Source organism: Methanomassiliicoccus luminyensis B10, from assembly GCF_000308215.1.
GTDB lineage: Archaea > Thermoplasmatota > Thermoplasmata > Methanomassiliicoccales > Methanomassiliicoccaceae > Methanomassiliicoccus > Methanomassiliicoccus luminyensis.
Genome location: NZ_CAJE01000014.1, coordinates 36,614 through 55,162, shown reverse-complemented (window position 1 = coordinate 55,162; position 18,549 = coordinate 36,614). Strand labels below are relative to the sequence as shown.

Annotated in this window: 21 protein-coding genes; 8 read left to right on the top strand and 13 right to left on the bottom strand. The window is 57.6% G+C overall.

What is annotated here, in order from left to right; translation table 11 throughout:
* Positions 1-7: 7 nt before the first annotated feature.
* Positions 8-1,324, bottom strand: coding sequence for a fibronectin type III domain-containing protein (locus WYS_RS08835; RefSeq protein ID WP_020424289.1), 1,317 nt, complete (start codon positions 1,322-1,324; stop codon positions 8-10).
* 326 nt (positions 1,325-1,650) lie between these two features.
* Here WYS_RS08835 and WYS_RS08830 point away from each other — a divergent pair, with 326 nt between their 5' ends.
* Positions 1,651-2,388 (top strand): metal-dependent transcriptional regulator, encoded by a 738-nt coding sequence (locus WYS_RS08830; RefSeq protein WP_019177802.1) that lies wholly within the window; start codon positions 1,651-1,653, stop codon positions 2,386-2,388.
* A gap of 2 nt (positions 2,389-2,390) precedes the next feature.
* Here the strand turns inward: WYS_RS08830 and WYS_RS08825 are convergent, their stop codons facing one another.
* From WYS_RS08825 to WYS_RS08815, 3 genes are read right to left on the bottom strand one after another with little or no spacing between them, the layout of a single operon-like run.
* The gene (locus tag WYS_RS08825; protein ID WP_019177801.1) at positions 2,391-2,978 is read right to left on the bottom strand and encodes a flavin reductase family protein; all 588 of its coding nucleotides are present in this window, start codon (positions 2,976-2,978) and stop codon (positions 2,391-2,393) included.
* Between the two features lie 52 nt (positions 2,979-3,030).
* On the bottom strand, positions 3,031-3,981 hold the full coding sequence (locus WYS_RS08820) for a nucleotidyl transferase AbiEii/AbiGii toxin family protein (RefSeq protein WP_019177800.1): 951 nt from the start codon (positions 3,979-3,981) through the stop codon (positions 3,031-3,033).
* On the bottom strand, positions 3,974-4,768 hold the full coding sequence (locus WYS_RS08815) for a type IV toxin-antitoxin system AbiEi family antitoxin domain-containing protein (protein ID WP_019177799.1): 795 nt from the start codon (positions 4,766-4,768) through the stop codon (positions 3,974-3,976). Before WYS_RS08815 ends, WYS_RS08820 begins: the two co-directional genes overlap by 8 nt.
* Positions 4,769-5,008: 240 nt before the next feature.
* On the opposite strand from WYS_RS08815, the gene WYS_RS08810 reads away from it, so the two are divergent.
* From WYS_RS08810 to WYS_RS08800, 3 genes are all read left to right on the top strand, one after another.
* A complete protein-coding gene (locus WYS_RS08810) occupies positions 5,009-5,581 on the top strand; it encodes a hypothetical protein (protein ID WP_019177798.1) in 573 nt (190 codons plus the stop codon).
* 237 nt (positions 5,582-5,818) lie between these two features.
* Positions 5,819-6,307: a flavodoxin gene (locus WYS_RS08805; protein WP_019177797.1), complete on the top strand. Its 489-nt coding sequence runs from the start codon at positions 5,819-5,821 to the stop codon at positions 6,305-6,307.
* Positions 6,308-6,318: 11 nt separating this feature from the next.
* Positions 6,319-6,978, top strand: a complete 660-nt coding sequence (locus tag WYS_RS08800) for a flavodoxin family protein (RefSeq protein ID WP_026068969.1) — start codon at positions 6,319-6,321, stop codon at positions 6,976-6,978.
* A 61-nt stretch (positions 6,979-7,039) separates the two neighbouring features.
* On the opposite strand, the gene WYS_RS08795 is transcribed toward WYS_RS08800, so the two are convergent.
* Positions 7,040-7,429 (bottom strand): hypothetical protein, encoded by a 390-nt coding sequence (locus WYS_RS08795; RefSeq protein WP_019177795.1) that lies wholly within the window; start codon positions 7,427-7,429, stop codon positions 7,040-7,042.
* Positions 7,430-7,577: 148 nt separating this feature from the next.
* Here WYS_RS08795 and WYS_RS08790 point away from each other — a divergent pair, with 148 nt between their 5' ends.
* Positions 7,578-7,814, top strand: a complete 237-nt coding sequence (locus tag WYS_RS08790; protein ID WP_019177794.1) for a hypothetical protein — start codon at positions 7,578-7,580, stop codon at positions 7,812-7,814.
* On the opposite strand, the gene WYS_RS08785 is transcribed toward WYS_RS08790, so the two are convergent.
* From WYS_RS08785 to WYS_RS14850, 4 genes are all read right to left on the bottom strand, one after another.
* On the bottom strand, positions 7,785-8,489 hold the full coding sequence (locus tag WYS_RS08785) for a DUF3307 domain-containing protein (protein WP_081579922.1): 705 nt from the start codon (positions 8,487-8,489) through the stop codon (positions 7,785-7,787). The genes WYS_RS08790 and WYS_RS08785 overlap by 30 nt on opposite strands.
* A gap of 270 nt (positions 8,490-8,759) precedes the next feature.
* Complete coding sequence (locus WYS_RS08775) at positions 8,760-9,389, bottom strand: DUF3800 domain-containing protein (protein ID WP_019177791.1); 630 nt, start codon at positions 9,387-9,389, stop codon at positions 8,760-8,762.
* A gap of 150 nt (positions 9,390-9,539) precedes the next feature.
* On the bottom strand, positions 9,540-10,298 hold the full coding sequence (locus tag WYS_RS08770; protein WP_019177790.1) for a hypothetical protein: 759 nt from the start codon (positions 10,296-10,298) through the stop codon (positions 9,540-9,542).
* A 134-nt stretch (positions 10,299-10,432) separates the two neighbouring features.
* A complete protein-coding gene (locus WYS_RS14850; protein ID WP_019177789.1) occupies positions 10,433-12,034 on the bottom strand; it encodes a helicase-related protein in 1,602 nt (533 codons plus the stop codon).
* 140 nt (positions 12,035-12,174) lie between these two features.
* On the opposite strand from WYS_RS14850, the gene WYS_RS08760 reads away from it, so the two are divergent.
* The 3 genes from WYS_RS08760 to WYS_RS08735 are packed head-to-tail and all read left to right on the top strand — an operon-like array spanning position 12,175 to position 15,396.
* Positions 12,175-13,446 (top strand): hypothetical protein, encoded by a 1,272-nt coding sequence (locus WYS_RS08760; RefSeq protein WP_019177788.1) that lies wholly within the window; start codon positions 12,175-12,177, stop codon positions 13,444-13,446.
* A 49-nt stretch (positions 13,447-13,495) separates the two neighbouring features.
* On the top strand, positions 13,496-14,608 hold the full coding sequence (locus tag WYS_RS14845; RefSeq protein ID WP_019177787.1) for a FecCD family ABC transporter permease: 1,113 nt from the start codon (positions 13,496-13,498) through the stop codon (positions 14,606-14,608).
* Positions 14,605-15,396 (top strand): class I SAM-dependent methyltransferase, encoded by a 792-nt coding sequence (locus tag WYS_RS08735; RefSeq protein ID WP_019177786.1) that lies wholly within the window; start codon positions 14,605-14,607, stop codon positions 15,394-15,396. Before WYS_RS14845 ends, WYS_RS08735 begins: the two co-directional genes overlap by 4 nt.
* Here WYS_RS08735 and WYS_RS08730 read toward each other — a convergent pair.
* The 4 genes from WYS_RS08730 to WYS_RS14840 form a co-directional block, all read right to left on the bottom strand.
* Positions 15,380-16,249 (bottom strand): ABC transporter ATP-binding protein, encoded by an 870-nt coding sequence (locus WYS_RS08730; RefSeq protein WP_019177785.1) that lies wholly within the window; start codon positions 16,247-16,249, stop codon positions 15,380-15,382. The genes WYS_RS08735 and WYS_RS08730 overlap by 17 nt on opposite strands.
* Before the next feature lie 559 nt (positions 16,250-16,808).
* Positions 16,809-16,970 carry a hypothetical protein gene (locus tag WYS_RS16085; protein WP_019177784.1) on the bottom strand — a complete coding sequence of 54 codons (162 nt, stop codon included), beginning with the start codon at positions 16,968-16,970 and terminating at the stop codon, positions 16,809-16,811.
* 24 nt (positions 16,971-16,994) lie between these two features.
* Positions 16,995-17,573 (bottom strand): helix-turn-helix domain-containing protein, encoded by a 579-nt coding sequence (locus WYS_RS08720; RefSeq protein ID WP_049796314.1) that lies wholly within the window; start codon positions 17,571-17,573, stop codon positions 16,995-16,997.
* A gap of 419 nt (positions 17,574-17,992) precedes the next feature.
* Entirely contained in the window at positions 17,993-18,541 is a 549-nt protein-coding gene (locus WYS_RS14840) for an MFS transporter (RefSeq protein WP_049796313.1), read from the bottom strand.
* Between the last annotated feature and the right edge of the window lie 8 nt (positions 18,542-18,549).

The following is an 18,549-nucleotide window of genomic DNA, read 5'->3' as shown; positions in this document are numbered from 1 at the left end:
CCCCACCTCAGGACCTTCTCTTGAGCAGGAACACCAGGCCGACGATGACCACGATGCCGATCGCCATGGAGAGTACGAGCACCCCGGCCTCTTCCCCGGTAATGCTCTTGCCGGTCCCTTCCACGGTCATGACCAGGGATGACGAGAGCTGCGAGGACTTATCCCCGTCCCAGGCCTGCACGCGATAGCGGTAGGTCCCGTCGGAGAGGTCGGTGAAGGTGAACGAGGTCTCCGTTCCGTTGTAGGCCTCCTCCCATTCATCTTCGCTCTCCACCAGGAGGACATAGCGGTCCGCTCCGTCAACGGCGGTCCATTCGATGGTCAGCTCGCCGCCGTCCACGGTCCCCGCCTCGGTAGTGAAGCCGGGCACCGGAACGACATAGTCCACGACGATGGTCAGGGTCCCGCTGGAGATCCGCAGTCCGTCCGGCAGCACCGCTTCCACCACATACTCGTAGCTGCCGTCCTCCATTGAGCCGGCCGCATACGACGTGGCGGTGCCGCGGTACACTTCCTCGCCGTTCTCGTACAGGACATACTCGACGGTGTCAGCATAGTCGGCCCACTCGATGTCATAACTCCTGATGTTCCTCTCCCCGCTCTCAGTGATGAACACTGGCTCTTCCGCCGCGCCGTACGAGGTGAGATCGTACGTCACCTGGCTTACGCCCATGGCCGTGGGCCGGTTGTCGATGAACTTCACCCAGTGCTTCACGGTGTCATTGTAGTAGTAGTTCCAGTTGACGTTCCCGTTGCCGTTGTCGGTGATGGTGATGTTGTAGCAGTAGAAGGTCCCGGCGGGAACGGTGACCCACTCCATGCCCGCGACCTCGAAGGTGCTAGGATAGCTTCGGGTGACCGGCATGGGCATGGCGCTTATGTCGCTGACCCGCTTGTAGCCGACGAACATGCTGCTGCCGACCTCGTAGGGACGCGGTTCCCCATCATAGGTCCAGCTGCTGTTCACGGCCATTATGCCGTCGTCGTTGCTCTGATACTTGGCGATGACGTCCAGATTGTCGACGTCGTACCAGGAATAGTATCTCCCCTCAGGGTCGGAGGAGTGGTCCTCCTTGATTTTGTACGTGTTGATCTGCACCCCGGTGAGGTTGGTGAGCACCTGGGTCCCCAGGACGGTCATGTTCACCTCTTCGGTGGCCGTCCCCTCGGCGTACTCGAATGTCCAATACATTCCCGGGGCCCACGCCCCCTCGGCATCGCCGGAGGTCTGGGCGCCGGAAACCGGCTGGCAGATGTTCACGATAAACAGGCCTGCCACAAGCAGGCACATCAAGGCAAGCGCTCTGGTCTTTGAAGCGTTCATCCGTAAGTCTCCTCGAATGGTTTAGGATGACCTAAATGATACTCGATATTTAAAATTTAGGATATCCTAAATAATCTTGATACCTGGCTGATGCGCCCAGCCCACGACATCTCGACGGGGCGAAAAGGTCGGCCGCCGTCGCCGCGGGCGCGGAATGAGGTCGCTAGCATATCATCCAGGGCGGGGTGCTGGCAGGGTACGCATCAAGGCCAGCCTGGGTCCCGCCCCCTCTGCGGGCATGATATGTGAGGAAAAAACTTCAGAAAAACACAGCTTACGTCAGAAATCATAAAGTATGAAAGTGGACCTAGACCTGCTGAGAACAGATGGCGCGGGAACAGCTAGAGATGTACTTGGAGACCATCTTCGACCTTGCCGGGAAGGATGGGTTCGCCAAGACCACGGCGATCGCCAACAAGCTCAGCGTATCGCCGGCAAGCGTTACGGAATACATCAGGAGCCTGGGGGACAAGGAGTACGTGAAGTACGAACCGTACGTGGGAGCGAAGCTCACCCCCGCGGGCCTGGAGATCGTCAAGCGGCTCAAGCGGCGCCATAGGCTTCTGGAGGTCTTCCTTTCCGACGTTCTGAAGATCAACCCGGACAAGGTACATTCCGAGGCCTGCAGGATCGAGCATTACCTCTCCGACGAGACGGCCGACGCGCTGTGCCGGTGGCTGGAGGCGCCTTCCCGCTCGCCCCACGGCAAGTTCATCACCCCCTGCGACAAGCCCATCGGCTCGTGCGAGGAGTGCGAGGGCAGCAATCTCATCGACATCGCCAGGAACTGCGGCGAGAACCCCATAATCCCCATCACCGAGCTGGAGCCGGACCAGGAGGGGGAGATAGCGTTCATCAGGGGAGGGGAGAAGGTCGTACAGACCCTGTCGGACAAAGGCCTCTCTCTGGATACCAGAGTAAAGCTCATAAGGAAGGCTTCCCAGGACGGGGAGGTGGAGCTGTCGGTGGCGAAGAACCGGCTGTCCATCTCCGGCGACATCGCCGACTGTATCTTCGTGACCCCTTCGGACCCGGTGTGCGCACGCACCTGCGTGCCCGAGTGAGATCACGCGAACTCCGACCACTTGGTCATCTTCTTCTTTAGGTCGACAATCCTGCCGTCGACGACGAAGGTGCCGTCCCCCACGTGGTGGATGGTGCGCCGCTCCTTTCTATCATCATCGATCCAGGCCTTCACCCCCTCCAGGACCCACATGCCGTACTTGTCTACGAGCGTATCGTCGGAGACCCTGCACTCGATGTGGGCGAGGCACTCGGCTATGAGCGGCGGCGAGACCTTCTCCGCTTTTACCGGGGTGAGGCCGAACTTCTCGAACTTGTCGATGTCGCGGCCAGAGGTGTTGCCGATCTCCACTACCTTCGTGGCGAGGTCGACGGTGGGAATGGCAATGACGCACTCCCTCGTCTCCTTCAGAGCGTGGTAGCTGTGGTCCCAGGGACCTATGCACACCCCGATCAGGGGAGTGAACTCCAGCAGCATGTGCCACGACATCGTCATGACGTTCTTTTTTCCCTCCAGCTCCGTCGTCACCAGCACGGCCGGGCCCGGCTCCAGGAGCTGGAACGCCCTGGAGAGCGGGAACTCCGTGAACTTCGCCGCGGCATTCTTGGCCCCGGTCTTGGAAGAGTTCATGAGGAAGAATATCGGAGCATAGGTCGATAAAAGATGGTGAGGGGAGGTTGGTTTATTGCCTCTTGAGTTGCTGCAGTCTCCAAAGAATCCCTGGGTGTTTTGCCAGGGATTCATACAATGATGGATCTTCGAAAAGGAGGGTGAAATCGGGAGAGCGCTTGGTATATATGGACTCGAAGTACCTGCTCTCCGAATCGGTCAATGCTAATAATTCCTGGGCAGCTATCAACGCTCGCCTCTTCATCAGTTCGGTGTCAACCTCATCATTGGAGGATAACATCGGAACGAGGTGGTCTTGCATTTCCTTATTGGTGACGGCCTCGATAAAACCTGTATTCATTTTTCGTGCATCTTCTTTCGGTGAGATATAAAACAGAGCGACCTTCCTCAGTAGGCGTTGATCGAGCTTTTTATAGTCCGTTATCTGATAAGCATCGTAGATATCCCTGGGAGTACCTCTGGTCGTCAAGGCACGCATCTTCCCCGCGAAAAGTTCCTCCGCCCTATATGAGAGGACCTCCACGCTGCCAATATCTTCCCCAAATGGGTGCCTGAGCTCGCTTCTCAAGGTTCCAGCTACCGGAAGGCGCTCCAGGTAATTGATCTCCAACTTCAAGTGATCTCGGCCTCCATGGCAGTTGATGAAATGGAGGTCGAATTGCTCCTCTGCATACTCTTTAAACGGAGGATCGACATCGTATCCAAGGTCTTTGAACATGAATGTAAGCAAATTGCGGAGCTGGGATCTATCTTTCTGCATGACCTCTTTCTCACTGCTTCCAACATAGTTAAGGTCGATATCGATCGACAGTCGCTTAAATCCAAAGATTGTGCCCTGGATGGCCGTCCCTCCCTTGAGAGCAAGCTTTTCAGAAAGTTCAGGGATGGATTGCATTTGGTCAAGAATGGTGGCGAGGCGGTAAACCTTCTCCAGCACATCCGATTTGAATCCAGTTTGACGAGACGATCGTGAGAAGTAAGCCTTTCCCGGAACTTCAGACATATCTGACCAGCTCCTCCAGGTTACGCGGGACCATGATGTTCCACTCCTTGTTCAATCTGCCATTTGTCTTCTTTGGCGTCAGATAGTAGACATTGGACCCTACGTGCGAGCGCAGAACGTCCAGAAGCTCATCGGGGACTCTGATTTTGCTTTGCAGATAGGAAAGCACGAACCCCGCCCTCTGGTACAAGCTCTGTTCACCGAAGCGACGCAGGTAATCCAATAGCTTCGTGGAGCTCATCAGCGTGAACGCCTCTACGCTTTTGAGATACTCTTCGGTCCCACCGCTAAGGTCCGGTCTCCGGAGACAATCCAGGAACGTCCTCTCCTTATCTGTTACAGGGATCCGGAACTCATCGATTCGAGCGGTGGTGATGCCGAACAACGTTGGTACCCATACGGGGCGATATACATCTTCGAGAAATTTGAAAGATGGTTTCTTCGCCACGGTGATGTAGTAAACCGTCGAAAAAGCTGAATATGCTGCACCGTGGAGTTCCAGGGCGCTGTGGAACGCAAATGCGCCCGAGGAGTTCATGACCTTGTCGAACAGCAAATATCTGTTGATTTCATAGTCGTCAGGTGACACCTCTGGCGGAATCGCCGCGTACACCCCCTCTTTGGCCCGCACCAGATGGCCGTCCTTGGTGAGCCGCCAAAGGGCCATCCGTGCGGTGTTGTCGTTCTTAACGATCTGCCTGGCCTCACTTACAGTGATGACTTTGTTCTTCAGGGCAGATATGTAGATTTCTTTTTGGCCGCCGCTCTTTCTTTTTTTATTCTCCATATTAAGCTCCAATCTTGTAGACGTAGGTGGGTATATGCACAAATACGGTTATAAAATTTATCATATTCCTATTTACATCTACTATTTTGTAAATTTTTAACGCCTATTGACAAATCAGTGACTAGCAGAACGATGAGGTGAGCGTCCCGAGCTTCGCGCTCATTCGCGGTCACTTGTGCTCAAACTGCATAAGCACCATGGCCACACTATTCACTTCTAATAGGGCAAAGAGGGTTAGAAATGACGGAGAGCGTGTCAGTCGAAGATCCGATGGCGTGGAAGATGTTCCTGAAGCGGCACTGGGGGGCTGTGGCCCTGGCCGGCATCGCCGTGGCGGGGGTGGCCGTATGGTCCATCCTTGTGTTCCTGTGGTATGCCGGGGAGGCGCAGGCGAGCGGCCTAGTCCCCGCGGGGCTGGGGGCGTGGTCGATAGGGACCGTGGTCGACTTCCTGCTGCGCCTGGTGTTCTGGGAGGCAGTCCTCGTCGGCATCCCGGTGATCGTGCTGGGGGTGATCGGGTGGGCCTGGTGGAAGAGACTGCCCGCCGCGGAGAGGGCGGAGTACGAGCGCGGAGAAAAGAAGAAGGACCACCGGTCCGACGCGGGCAACGGGTTCTCGTTCCTCCTGTTCCTGGTGTTCCTCCTGAAAGTGTACCTCGATGGGAACTGGGGCCTGCCCCTGGCCGGCTGGACCTTCGACTACCTGATCGACTCGGTCGTCTGGGTGCTCGTGTCGGTGCTCATCGTGTTCGGCATCCCCGCGCTCATCGCGGGGCTGTGGTGGCTGCGCTGGCAGACCCGGCAGGTGCCATGATGTAGCATCGCAACTCCAGTGGCCGGACGTCGTCCCGGAGGTAGAGCGAGGACGCCCGGGACCTCCTCTTTTCCATTCGAGCGACAGGTCAAGAGGAGACATATGCGGATGCGCCTCCCGGGCAGGGCGCCTATGCCGCCTATTAAAGTCGTGAGTGCATACCGCATGCGGTCGCCCGGGCATTGCGGCCGCGGGGCCGAGTTCCCGCAAGATGCTCGGGAAAAGGAAGATGATTCAATGAGCAGCGCGAACAGCAGCGTACTGGTGGCCTACTTTTCGCACTCAGGGACCACGCGCGAGGCGGCCAAGCAGGTGAAGGAGATGACCGGCGGCGACCTCTTCGAGATCGTGGCCGCGGAGAGCTACCCGAGAGATTACGGCGCGGTGGTGGAGAGGGCGAAGAAGGAACTCGCGGAGAAGCGCCTCCCTGAATTGAAGGAGGGGGTCGAGGACATGACGCGTTACGGCACGGTCTTTCTCGGCTACCCCAACTGGTGCGATGCCATGCCGAGGCCGGTGGCAGCGTTCCTGGCACGGCACGACATTTCGGGAAAGAGGGTCGCACCGTTCTGCACGCACGAGGGGACCGGGCTGGGACGGAGCGTGGCAGAGGTCAGGGAGCTGTGCCCGCGGTCGATGGTCCTCCACGGCCTGGCCGTCCGGGGCGGGAACGCCGGGAACGCGCAGAAAGAGATATCCGGGTGGCTGACCAACATCATTCCTTGAACGGTGAGGTCATGAAAGTCATCGCCATCAACGGCAGTCCGCGAAAGCGGTGGAACACCGCCAGCATGCTGAACAAGGCCCTGGAGGGCGCCGCCTCTCAGGGTGCGGAAACGGAGCTGGTGAACCTCTACGATCTGGACTTCAAGGGGTGCATCAGCTGCTTCGCCTGCAAGCTCAAGGGTGGCAAGAGCTACGGCCGGTGCGCGGTGAAGGATGATCTCACGCCGGTCCTGGAGCGGATAGCCGGGGCCGACGCGATCTTATTCGGCTCGCCCATCTACCTGAGCGATGTCACTGGGGAGATGAGGTCGTTCTGGGAGCGTCTGATATTCCCCTTCCTGGTCTACGACAAGGAGCACTCCACCATATATCCAGGGAGGACGAGGTCCGCGTGGATATTCACCATGAACATAGCGGAGGCCAATCTGGAAAAGTGGGGCTATATGAAGCTTTTCCGGAACCTTGAGGGGATGGCCTCCCGGACCCTCGGGCCGTCGGAGCCATACCTCGCGGTCACCGACACATACCAGTTCGATGACTACTCCAAGTACGTCTCATCGGCGTGGGACCCAGAGCTAAAAGCGAAGCGCAGGGCCGAGGTGTTCCCGCAGGACCTGCAGAAAGCGTACGATCTCGGGGTGAGGCTGGCCACGCCGGAGGCCGCGCGTTGAAGAAGCGTCTTACGGCGTTCTAGATCGTTACCAGCGCTTCGACGCCGTCCAGCTCCCCCGCTCAGCCCCTTGAATATACTCTGGGTCCGTACAGCATGTACCCGATCCCCACCAGGATGAGGATGTACTCACCCACTGTCACGGCGAGCGGAGGGGGCACCGTGAAGAAGAACAACGCCTGGTCGGCGGGCGCGATGAGGAAATAGAGAGCGGCGTTGATCACCGCCAGAATGCCAGCGATCTGGGGCCTTCGGGACCACAGCAGTACCAGCCCGGCGATCGGGAGCAGCATTCCCACGATGATGAAGAATGCGGCAAAGGCCAGGCTCCGCAGTTCGTTCATTCGGGGCTCGAAACCCAGCGGGCTCAGCAGGAAGCCCAGAACGGCTCCCAGTACGAACAAGGCCGCCAGTACCCGCTCCGACCTCCCGAAAGATGCCTTTGTGCTCATCAGACCCCTCATGCAATGGCCCCCGAGATCGATGTTTAGAGGGGTGCGAATCAGTAAAGAACCTATTGCCGTCGCCAAAAAGATATGCTGCGCTTCGCCGATTTATTGTTACAAAAATATTATATTCGCATATGGTGCTCACGCGCCCATGGCACTGACTGGTGGAACACGGTACAATCTGACCGGCCTGGTAACCGCGTTTATTGGGATCGTGGTGCTGTTCATCGGTTCCAGGACCTCATGGGACATACAGCTGGCGAATACGTACGCGACGGACTTCTACTGGGACATCGCGTTCGCCATAGTGGGAGCTGGGCTCGTGCTGATCGGCGTGTTCGTGATAATCATCGGGGTCCTAAACCAACATGAGGTACCGGACGATTAGGCCCACCACGATGGCGGCAGCAAAGGACAGCAGCGAGCCGAGCAGGTGGTATTCGATATATGCGGGGCTCCTCCTCTCGTCCAGCCGGAAGATGGACTTCGTCGCCACTATGAACCCTATGGCGATGTACTGGTCCACCATGACGAACAGGAAGATCATGATGCGCTCGGCGTAGCCGATGTACCTGCCGTTGAGGTCCAGGAGGTCGTTGCCCTCCAGCGCCGATATCTTGTCCCTCAGCCCCTTGGTGACCTTGCCGATGAGGATGCCGGCTGGCCAGATGACAAAGATGAGGCCGGTGATGAGCAGCGCGACGTTGTTGCTCTCCCATATCCCCCGCAGCTGATCGGCCACGCTCCCCAGATCCGCCACCGGCTGTATCAGGGCGAGCCACACCAGGACGATGACCGCGAAATGGGCCAGCTGGTCGAGGGTGAATGTCCTCGCCCCGTCGGTGTGGTTGGTCTTCAGAGCATCGATGGCGAAGTGCGAGACGCCGATGATGACGGGGACATACCACGCGCCCCAGTCCATGACGAAAAGGTAGGAGATGGCGCCGGCCAGGGCGGCATGCGCCAGCAGATACTTCGACCTCCACCCAGCTTTTCGGCTGGAGGACGAAGTCCACCAGCAGGTGGGCGATGACCAGGTGCAGCAGGACCACGAGCTCCGGATACCCCGCTCCCATCGGGTTAGGAACCAACGGGCAGCTCTTGAACCTTTGTTTCAAAATGACATCTTGAATGTCTAGGCCGCGTAGCTCCCGCGGGAGTTCGTGAGCACAACCTCCTCTGGCGACGTCCGCTCATCATTTCGTCCAGTGGGGTACTGGTACTGTAAGCTGTAGTTAGCAGAAAAAGTAAAATATCCTCAACGCTCATGATAGGTCGGCAGGTAAGTCCTGACGGTATTGGGTACCGCATGGTACCTCTGCGCAACACTCCGTCAGGGGCTGCCGTTTTTATTACCACCTCGTTGTCCGAAGACAATTTTGCTCTTAATCAAGTTCATGTATTCGTCCACGTCTCTTTCAAGATGCTGGTAGATGGCCCCCACAACAAAATCGTGAACCTGCAGCTCGCTGCTCATGAAGGAGTCGTACTGACTCATCTGAACCTTGGGTAAAAAATTGCCGGCATGGTTCTCTGTGATTATTGACATTAAGTGTTGGTCTAGTCTATCACGGTCCCTTTTCTTCGAATAACGCTTGTCAATTATTACGTGGACCTTCTTGGCCGGTGTGCGCCTAACGGCCTCTCGAAGAACTATCTCGCAGGCCATCCGGTATAAGAGATACTTATCCTCTCTCAAGCTCAGTGAGATTCGGCCCTTGTCGAACGAGATCCATATGATCTGGCAATTCATCTTTGCCACGCCATTGAGCATCAGGATCCTCGTCGGTTCCTCCGAATTGTTGAACTTTAGCTCTTCTCTCCATTCCCTTCTCATCGACTTATTTCGGACCCTTTTAGCCAGACGACCGATGGCATCTGGATCATAAATGATCGTGGCCGCGACGACGAAATGGCGTGAGCTATGGGGGGAGAACCCAAGGTCCCCGCTCTCGTCCAGCATGATATTCGCGGAGCTGTACGAATGATTGTTACCATTACTGCCCTCGTTTGCGTTCAAGTCGAGGTTGCGAGAGCGTTGGAACTTATGGGGTTTGACACTACATCCAGACTTACTAGATTCTCAGGTGGTTGGTCGGAGGATGTTATCCCCTCATTCTCCTCGCGCGACAATCCCTTCGAACCTTTCCAGCATAAGGTTGAGCGTGCGGTAGTTCGACCGCCCCAGGCTCTGGGACACCGCACTCTGGGATATGCCGAGCATCTCCACGAGTTCGTCCTGGGTCCTGCCTTGAAGCGCGAAGAAGACGGCTATTGCTTGAGCTCGCGTCCACCGCAGCATGAGGCTATCCAGGAACGCCGTCTCGATCTCCATCTCCTTGTTCAGATCATCCCACGGTGTCAGGACGGAGAGGTCCTGCTTCAGCTTCTTCATGACATCCAAGCGCTCGCCCGAAAGCCGGAACGCCTCCCCATCGCTGTCCCCGATAGCCACGGAGATGTGGTCCGCCTTTCCTATCCCGACCGACACCCTGGCGTCGATCCGATAGGGATGCCGGAGCCTCTTGGACAGGTATCTCACCACATCCCGGTCGGGAGCCTGCCCCTCCTTGAGCTTGAAGAAGCTGCCCGGTGAGCTCATCCTTTTCTTGCCGTCCTCTCTCTCCAATATGTACAGGATGACGGGGGAGGCGATGAGGAACGAGCGGATGAGCAGCGTGACCCTGAGCGCGTCCTGGGGGTCTGGCACGATGCCCTGGAAACTGTCCCCCCGGTACACCTGGAAATCGGCGTGGTAGTGTTCCTTGACGCATCCCAGCGCCTGCGCGAGGAACTCGCGGGCCTCGGCGGGGTATCGGGAATAGCGGATGAGATCGCCAGTGATGACGCCTATTATTTCCTGCTTCGCCATTTGTATCACGGCTGTATCGCTGAGGCGATACAATTTGACCCCCTATTGTCTTATTATCAAATTAACTTATTTTCTAAGATATAAGCAAAATAGCTAATAATTAATGAAATAATGTTTTCCACAATGCATCATTCTTAGCAGTCCACCTCCTCGTCGATGGGGCTATTGGCGGCGCATCGGGCCAGCGCCCGCTCGATCGGCACTTCCCCCATCGCCCTCCTGGCGTCCATCTGCTTCTTGATCCTGGCGAGGTTCCTCTTCATGGTGCCCTCCTTGGCCGTGCTGGTGCTCATGGACATCTCGTCCCTGGTGCCTTTAGTGATGAAGATGACCACCCTGCCCGGCGCGGTGCGGCCGGTCCTCCCCCTTCTCTGTATGCTCCGGATGGCCGACGGCACCGGCTCGTAGAACACCACCAGGTCGGTGTCGGCGACGTCGAGGCCTTCCTCCCCCACGCAGGTGGCGACCACGACGTTGATCTCTCCCCCGCGCAGGCGGGAGAGCACCTCCACCTGCTCCTTTTGGCGGAGGCCCTTGTCCCCGCCCTTGTCGGTCTGCCCGACCAGCTTATGCACTTTTGCTCCATCTAGCTCGGACAATCGTCCCACCACCGTCTCGCAGCTGCCGCGGTAGTTGGTGAAGACCATGATCCGCGAGCTCGGTTTCGAAGCGATCTGACGGGAGATGAGATCGGCGAGCAAGGGCATCTTGGGGTGCTCGTCCTCCATGCCCTCCAGCAGCTCCCACGCCTTGGCAAACTCATCGGAAGTGGCCACCGCCCGGGATGCTTTGGACCCCTTCGATGACCCCGCCTCCCTCTTGACCGAGCCGAGGTACGCGCGGACCGCATCGGTCCCCTGGGTCTCGGCAAGCTCGATGGCATGCCCTACCTTTATGGCCATGGCCTGCAGGCTCAGCGCTCTGAAGAGGTATCCCTTATTGCCGCCGGAGCGGAGCCTGGCTTGGAGCGAGCGGCTCACCTCCAGCAGGTACATGGTGGTCGGGGGCCTCTTCGAACTCATCGCCCTCATCTTCACCAGCTGCTTGATGTACGACTCGTGCAGGGGGCGGAGCGTTCCGATAACCTCCTTCAGGCGTTCGGGCACTTCCACCTCCACCCGCTCCAGGCCGATGTCGAACACGTAGTCGGAGACGTTGTCATCCTCCTCTGACCTCGCTTCGATGTTATCGAGGCCCAAATTCTCGCACACCGCCAGGATCTTCTTCTTGGTGACTCCCGGGGAGGCGGTGATGGCCATGGTCCTTCCTTTGGAGGCCTTGTAGGCCTCCGCGACCTTCACGTAGGCGTAGTCGCCCACGCCCCGGTGCGCTTCATCGAATATGATCAGGCGGACGTTTCCCAGGTCCAGCCCGTTCCGGAGGTCGTTGGCGATGACCTGCGGGGTGGAGACGATGACGTCGTTCTCGTCCCACAGCGCCCGCCTCCCCGCCGGCTCGACCTCTCCGGTCATCATAATGACGTCCCTGCTCATCAGGTTGGCCCGGAGGAACGAGGCATGCTGCTCCACCAGCGGCTTGGTCGGGGCGAGGAACAGCACCTTGCCGCCATTGTCGCGGAGTACGTCGGCAATGACCAGGAGCGCGATGACGGTCTTCCCCAGCCCGGTGGGCAGGACGACGAGAGTGGAAGAGCGCAGGCAGGCGTCGGCCAGCTCTCTCTGGTAGCTTCTTTCCCGCACCGAGTTCGGCTTGATCAGGGGATGATTTACGAACACCTGCGAACGACTTTCGAACGCTAGAAAAGTGTTGCGGTGGGGTGGCCGAAGGAACGTGGCGTGGGTATCGATCAAGCCCGATATGTCAGTAACACGAAATTTCAAAAAGTATTATCAAGGGCAATTCATTAACGGTGGGCATGGAGCAGAAAAAGATTTTTGCGGTTATTGTCGTAGCGGTCCTGCTGGTCGCGGGGATTGCCGCGATAACTTTGCTGGGGGATGGGGGGAAAGCCGAAGATGTGGTTGGCGAGAACGTCGATTTCGTCGGGCGCGAGATCCAAGTGGTGGAGAATCTCGACAACGGCATAGTGGCCATCGGTCAAGACTCGTTCAGATGGATGACCTACTTTGGGCTTGCTGACAAGTGCATAATGATCGATATCAATGACCGGACCAACTTCATGGGGAAAACGTTCATGTACTACGGCCGCGCCCTTGCCGATGTAGACGAGTCAGATGAAAATGACTTCTCCCACACCAACTGCGGGATCACCCCCGCGGACGTGGCGAACATACTGAAGGCGCAGCCGTCCATCGTGATCGTCCCAGAAGGGTTCATCACCGACTACCCCAATGAATACAAGTCGCTCGTGGACGGGGGCCTCAACGTCCTGTCCATCGGCTACATCTACACCTTCCTCGAACCGGAGACCTTCGAGGTGGTAGACTCCCTCAAGGCCCAGATCAGCCTGATCTCCAAGGCGCTGAATATGGAGGAGAGGGGAGAGGAGCTGCTCGACGCCATCAGCTTCTATGTCGCAGACATCAGGAGCATCGCGGCGACGGTGACCGAAAAGAAGAGCGCCTACATCGGCGCGCTAGCGTACAACGGGGCCCACGGTGCCGACTCCTCCATCGCCTACTACATGCCATTCGCGCTAGCGGGTGTCAACAACATCCTGGCCGGCGAGGAGATGGACATGGAGGGATCGGGGGTCAGCACGTACTCCGCCACCAAGATCAAGGAATCGGTAGATGCCGCCGAAAAAACCGGCTCCGAAGTGATGCTGTTCCTTGATGCTACCGGGCTGTACATGTGCGGCGACATGACCTCCAAAGGCATCCTGCAGCTGTTCGAGGAACACGATGCGTACGTGGCGTTCCCGTACATCTGGACCGGCATCAACTACGAGAACATCCTGATCTCGGCCTACCAGATCCTCAAGGATGCGTACGGGCTGCTTACCGAAGAACAGTTCGAAGCGAAGGTCAATGCGGTGCTGGACGGTTTCCTCGGAAGCCACATGTCCAACCGTGACATGGCCTCTTCTGGTGTTCCTGCGCCTACCACGCCGACCACTATCTATGAGGACATGAACAATGCCTACATGGGGCGGCGCGCGAACCCTGTCTACGGGGAGATAACCATCGGTAGCGACGGAAGCATGACCTTCGGAGTGCCTGCATAAACCCTTTCGCTGGCTTCGGCCAGCGTTCTTATTTCCAAGAGGATGCCACATGAACGACGTTCTGGACAAAGTCGTGATCAGGTCGAAGATCGGGATCGATGGCTATATCGCCCACTCCAAGAGGAAGTCCCTGTTCCTAGCCGTGCTCTTGGTGTTACTGGTCGTAACGTCCATCGCGGTCCTCAAGATCGACGTGGGGACGATAACCTTCTCCGAATTGGCCAGGATAGTGTTTGACAAGGAAAGCCCTCTGAACGAAAAGGTCGACGTCATCCTCGTTTGGAACCTGTACCTGCCCAGGATCATATCGGGCCTGCTCGCGGGTTTCGTGCTAGGCATCGCCGGAGCGGTGATGCAATGTGTCCTGAGGAACCCCCTGGGGTCCCCGTACACCCTCGGGATATCGAACGCGGCCGCGTTCGGCGCGTCCCTGGGCATCGTGGCTCTGGGCGGTGGGATGATCGTAGGCCAGAGCCACGCCTCCATAGTCATAAACAACCCCTACCTGGTCACGATAAGCGCGTTCTCCTGGTCGCTGATAGCGACGGGGATAATCATCCTGCTCGTTAAGATCACAAAGGTCAGCCCCGAGACCATGGTCCTCGCGGGGGTCGCGCTGAGCTCGATCTTCTCTGCCGGGATCAGCATGCTCCAGTACATCTACAACGATTATGCGCTCTCGGCCATCGTGTTCTGGCAGTTCGGCTCCCTCGGAAAGGCGCCATGGAATGAGCTCACGATACTCGCCGTGGTATCATCGGCGACCATCTTGTATTTTCTTTGGAAGAGGTGGGACTACAACGCGCTCGACGCCGGGGATGACGTGGCAAGGTCTCTGGGCATCGACGTCAACTGGCTCAGGATAATCACGCTCTTCCTGGCCGCGCTGTTGACCTCGGTGGTCGTTTCGTTCATGGGGATAATCGCGTTCGTAGGCCTGCTCGGTCCGCACATCGTGAGGATGTTCCTCGGCAACGATCATCGGTACGTCCTTCCGGGATCGATGATGCTTGGCGCCATGATCCTCCTGCTGTCCGATTGCATCGGGCAGAACCTGATGGCCTTCACGCTGCCAGTGGGCATCATCACGTCGTTCCTGGGAGGCCCGCTGTTCCTGTACCTTCTTATCAGAGGCTACAGGCGAAAGAAGGTCGAAGCATGAACGGCCGGCCCCCCGCTTCCCACCCCTTCTCGGGAGAAGGGTTCAGCTACGAGAAGACCCTCCGGTTCTGGGACGGCATCGCGGATTCATACTCCAGCGTCCAGCAGGGGACGATGGTCGACGAGATTGTAGAGCACCTCCGCGCCAACGGGACGCTGGACCGCGGGAGGACCGTTCTGGAACTGGGAAGCGGACCGGGCACGTATAGCCTCAGGATCGCCCCGATGGTGAGGTCCGTCACCTGCCTCGACACGTCGCCGAAGATGCTAGACCGGCTGTTCTCCTCCGCGCGGGAACTGGGACTGCACAACCTGAAGCGTCTCCAGATGGATTTCAAGGACTATGTGCCCAAGGAAAAGCACTCCGTTGTCATGTCGGCACTGTGCCCCGGCGCCGGGTCCATGGAATTCCTCGGGAGGATGGAACGATGTGCCGAGCGTTCATGCGCGAGCATATCGTGGATCGAGAACGGATGGGACGATCTTTGCGCGGAAGTATGGAAGGCGCTCGGGAGGAACTACTCGTTCGATTCCCGGAGATCAACCGCGACGCTGGATAACCTCAGGACCATGGGCCGGAGCCCCCAGGCCCGGGAGTTCAGCGCGAGGATCGAACTGAGCCTGTCATTCGACGAGGCCCTGCTCAAAATTGCCAACGATTTCCAACCCTACGGTCTCGGGCCCGAGCTGGATCCGGCGATACGGAAAGTGCTCGAACCAATGACGGATGACGGTACGGTCCATTACGCGCGGACCAACAGGTTGAGGCTGGTCACCTGGAACCTCTAGCCCCGGCAATCTCCCCTGCCGGCTCCAATGCCTCGGGGGCGGGGTCCGACATGACGAAGGGGCTCGGGCCATCCTCCCCGGCGCAGGGGGCATCGAGGTCCATGGCGTGAGGGATGACGAACGGGACCCCCTTGTGAACGATGACATCAGCCTCTATCCCGTACACTTCGCGGATCAGGTCCTCAGTGACAATCTCCCTGCCGCCGTAGGCGTGGACCTTGCCATCCTTTATGAACATGAGGTCATTGGAATAGTGGACCGCCAGGTTGATGTCGTGCATGGTCATGATGGTGCACATCCCTCTCGAACGCACCGCTCCGATGATCGTGCGCATCATGATGTGCTGGTTGGCGATGTCCAGGTTGTTGGTCGGTTCGTCGAGGACCAGGACCTCCGGCTCCTGGACGATGGCCCGTGCGATCTGCACCTTCTGCAGCTCCCCTCCGCTGATCTCGTCGACATATCTCAGGGACAGATCGGAGACGCCTAATGCGTCCAGGGCGTTCCACGTGATCTCCAGATCGCGCTTCGTGGTGGACCACTCGATGTATGGTCTGCGCCCGATGAGCGCCGAGTCGAACACCGTGGACTTCGTGGTGGAAACCCTCTGAGGAACGTACCCGATGTACTTCGCGAGGTCCCTGCTCGATAGCTGGGAAACATCATTCCCGTCGATGGTGATCTTACCTTTCTGAGGCTTCAGGAAATTGCATATGCACTTGAGAAGCGTTGTTTTTCCCACCCCGTTCGGGCCAAGTATGGACACGATCCGGTTGCCCTTTGCCTGGAATGAGACATCTTCGATTATCCTCCTTTCATCGTACGAGAACTCGATGCCGCTTACTTCTAACATGTTGTTTGCCTCTCAGTTCCCGGCCTTCTCGGCGTAGCCGCGGGCATATGACGCGGCACGAGTCGGACGCGCCCTGTTCGTGGCGGAAATGCCCCTCTAGCGGCACGATGCTCGATCATGGATGATATGCGTCCTTTGTATGCGAGGGTCTTCTCCCTTGGCCTCCCGGTGGGCCGACAGTGCGCGGAATGGATTTGCCCTGCCAATAATGACGCTGAGCTGACGATCATCCGGGGATCATCTCATCGGGACTGACACAGGGAGAGAGGTCAGAGTATTAAGAATTTATGAATTGTAACACGCAAGCATCAGGACCGCGGCGCCGGTTATTATCTGAGCGGATCTCACGGATCGAGCTTGCTGGCTATCGAACGCTGTGCCGGATGAACACCCTAGCATGAATGCACGACGATAAACAGGGAGCTCGTCGTCGCCTGATATTCTGGCCGACTCACTGTGAGTTTCTGGGGGATTCGACGGAGAAGAAGCGCTCCGGCCACCGCCCCTGGGACGAAGCCCAGGAACACCATGGGGCACAGGATTGTTCCTCGTATCGACCCTAGATTGCGGTGATGCCGAGCAGTACCGTGTTCCCCGACAGTGCAGAAAAGAAGCCCCCTCCCAGTCTAAGGATGCCCAGCGCATCGATGCCGTTGACGACGCATGCCAGGAGCAGCAGGAACCGGCCCCTTAGGCTTTTGTGGATAAGGGGGCTGCGCATTTGTCATCCGTCATCGAGAGGCGTTCATGGGGTCAGCCCATACTTCTTCCGGTACGACGATACCTCGGAGATGTATTGGGCGAAATCCTCGATGTCCGGCGTCCCCACGGTGTTCTTCTTCGTCGTGAACAGGACCTCGACCATGGAGAACTTCGAGAACTGGTCCTGTGATACGGCCCTCAGGAAATCAACGTATTTGTTCGCCTGGAGCGCGTTCTCGGCGACGATGACGGTTATCATGTCCCATTCGCCGTTGCAGGTAAAATCGTCCTCGGGGATGATGTCGATCTTCTCTTCGGCCAAACGGCTCATGAACTCCTTGCCGTACAGCGCCATCTCCACGGTGTTTGGGTTGGGGATCACCCCGCTCCTCTTGGCCAGGATCAGGAACCTTTTCCTGTTGATCTTCGAAAGGTCCAGCAGCCGGGTGTTCCCGAAGATGATCCCTTCGTTCTCCAGGTCGCGCAGGATCTTGTACACCTGCTGGTTGGACAGGCCGGTCTGCTGAACTATGGCCTCCACTTCGAGCTCGGGATGGGAGAGCAACAGCTTGGTGACCTTGTCCACATCCATCCTGTTCTGCTTTTTAGACACCCGAGGCATGATAACTCACGTGAATAGCATAATCTTTTTAATATTATTCGGTCCCAGCCATGAGAGGACGCAGCGCCCTGAGCGCGAATGCCTGACTCCACTGCCTGTTTTTCACCCGTCGGGTGGAGGACGGTCCCATTCCGTTATCGGCGTGTAAATTACACTTGATATAAAAAATATTATGAATAATTGTTTATTATTCAAATTAATATTCCATATTATGGAGAAAATAACAAATTATATTTGTTTAATTACAAATGTCGGTGACGACAATCTAGCGTTTCGTCCCTGGATTGGGACCTCAATCTCTAGATCAGAACGTATGCCGCCCGGCCCGATCTGGACTGGGGCCGAAAACCTTTTAGCCTCTTTCTTTACCAGCATACTGTTAGCGGTCTAGGGTCCAGACCCTTTAGTTCGGGAAATGATCAGAGATGGCACGATCCGCCTACGGGATCATCCGCGTTCTTCCGCGAAACCATTGTGGCAAAAAGGCACAGGGCGCACGCCGCGAAAGCAAGGAGCCCTATCGCCAGGAAGAGGTTGCTGTACGAAACTACGTACAGGAGGATAGGCGCCGCCAATATGGAGCAGGAGAACTGCCCGATGTTGTTGGCCACATAGAACCCTCCCATGATCTTCCCGGAGTTCCTCGACGTGGCGGTCGTGGCGAGCCAGTTTATCATGGCCGGCATTATCATCCCCATTCCCGCGCCGACGAGGGCCACGCTGACAAATACCACCAGGTAGGAGCCGGTGAAGTAGAGCATGCCGAACCCGATGCCCATCAGCAGGAAGGAAAAGGTGAGGATGGCGCTCCTACCGCATCTGCTTGCTATGCGGCGGTACATGAGGCAGGTCCCCGCGTTGCAGATGCCGTGCCACCCCAGCATCAGGCCGCTGACAAGCGCGCTCGCCCCCATCTCGGACAGGTAGTACGGAAGCTTGGTGGGGAGCAGGAACCCCATGAACATCATCAGGAAGA

Coding starts and splice junctions, on each gene's coding strand:
- WYS_RS08825 (WP_019177801.1), bottom strand. CDS start 2,978: ATGAACTCTTCCAAGACCGGGGCCAAGAATGCCGCGGCGAAGTTCACG.
- WYS_RS08820 (WP_019177800.1), bottom strand. CDS start 3,981: ATGTCTGAAGTTCCGGGAAAGGCTTACTTCTCACGATCGTCTCGTCAA.
- WYS_RS14845 (WP_019177787.1), top strand. CDS start 13,496: ATGAACGACGTTCTGGACAAAGTCGTGATCAGGTCGAAGATCGGGATC.
- WYS_RS08775 (WP_019177791.1), bottom strand. CDS start 9,389: ATGCTGGACGAGAGCGGGGACCTTGGGTTCTCCCCCCATAGCTCACGC.
- WYS_RS08835 (WP_020424289.1), bottom strand. CDS start 1,324: ATGAACGCTTCAAAGACCAGAGCGCTTGCCTTGATGTGCCTGCTTGTG.
- WYS_RS08800 (WP_026068969.1), top strand. CDS start 6,319: ATGAAAGTCATCGCCATCAACGGCAGTCCGCGAAAGCGGTGGAACACC.
- WYS_RS08790 (WP_019177794.1), top strand. CDS start 7,578: ATGGCACTGACTGGTGGAACACGGTACAATCTGACCGGCCTGGTAACC.
- WYS_RS08810 (WP_019177798.1), top strand. CDS start 5,009: ATGACGGAGAGCGTGTCAGTCGAAGATCCGATGGCGTGGAAGATGTTC.
- WYS_RS08735 (WP_019177786.1), top strand. CDS start 14,605: ATGAACGGCCGGCCCCCCGCTTCCCACCCCTTCTCGGGAGAAGGGTTC.
- WYS_RS08760 (WP_019177788.1), top strand. CDS start 12,175: ATGGAGCAGAAAAAGATTTTTGCGGTTATTGTCGTAGCGGTCCTGCTG.
- WYS_RS08730 (WP_019177785.1), bottom strand. CDS start 16,249: ATGTTAGAAGTAAGCGGCATCGAGTTCTCGTACGATGAAAGGAGGATA.
- WYS_RS08770 (WP_019177790.1), bottom strand. CDS start 10,298: ATGGCGAAGCAGGAAATAATAGGCGTCATCACTGGCGATCTCATCCGC.
- WYS_RS08830 (WP_019177802.1), top strand. CDS start 1,651: ATGGCGCGGGAACAGCTAGAGATGTACTTGGAGACCATCTTCGACCTT.
- WYS_RS08795 (WP_019177795.1), bottom strand. CDS start 7,429: ATGAGCACAAAGGCATCTTTCGGGAGGTCGGAGCGGGTACTGGCGGCC.
- WYS_RS08805 (WP_019177797.1), top strand. CDS start 5,819: ATGAGCAGCGCGAACAGCAGCGTACTGGTGGCCTACTTTTCGCACTCA.
- WYS_RS14840 (WP_049796313.1), bottom strand. CDS start 18,541: ATGATGTTCATGGGGTTCCTGCTCCCCACCAAGCTTCCGTACTACCTG.
- WYS_RS08815 (WP_019177799.1), bottom strand. CDS start 4,768: ATGGAGAATAAAAAAAGAAAGAGCGGCGGCCAAAAAGAAATCTACATA.
- WYS_RS16085 (WP_019177784.1), bottom strand. CDS start 16,970: ATGCGCAGCCCCCTTATCCACAAAAGCCTAAGGGGCCGGTTCCTGCTG.
- WYS_RS08720 (WP_049796314.1), bottom strand. CDS start 17,573: ATGCCTCGGGTGTCTAAAAAGCAGAACAGGATGGATGTGGACAAGGTC.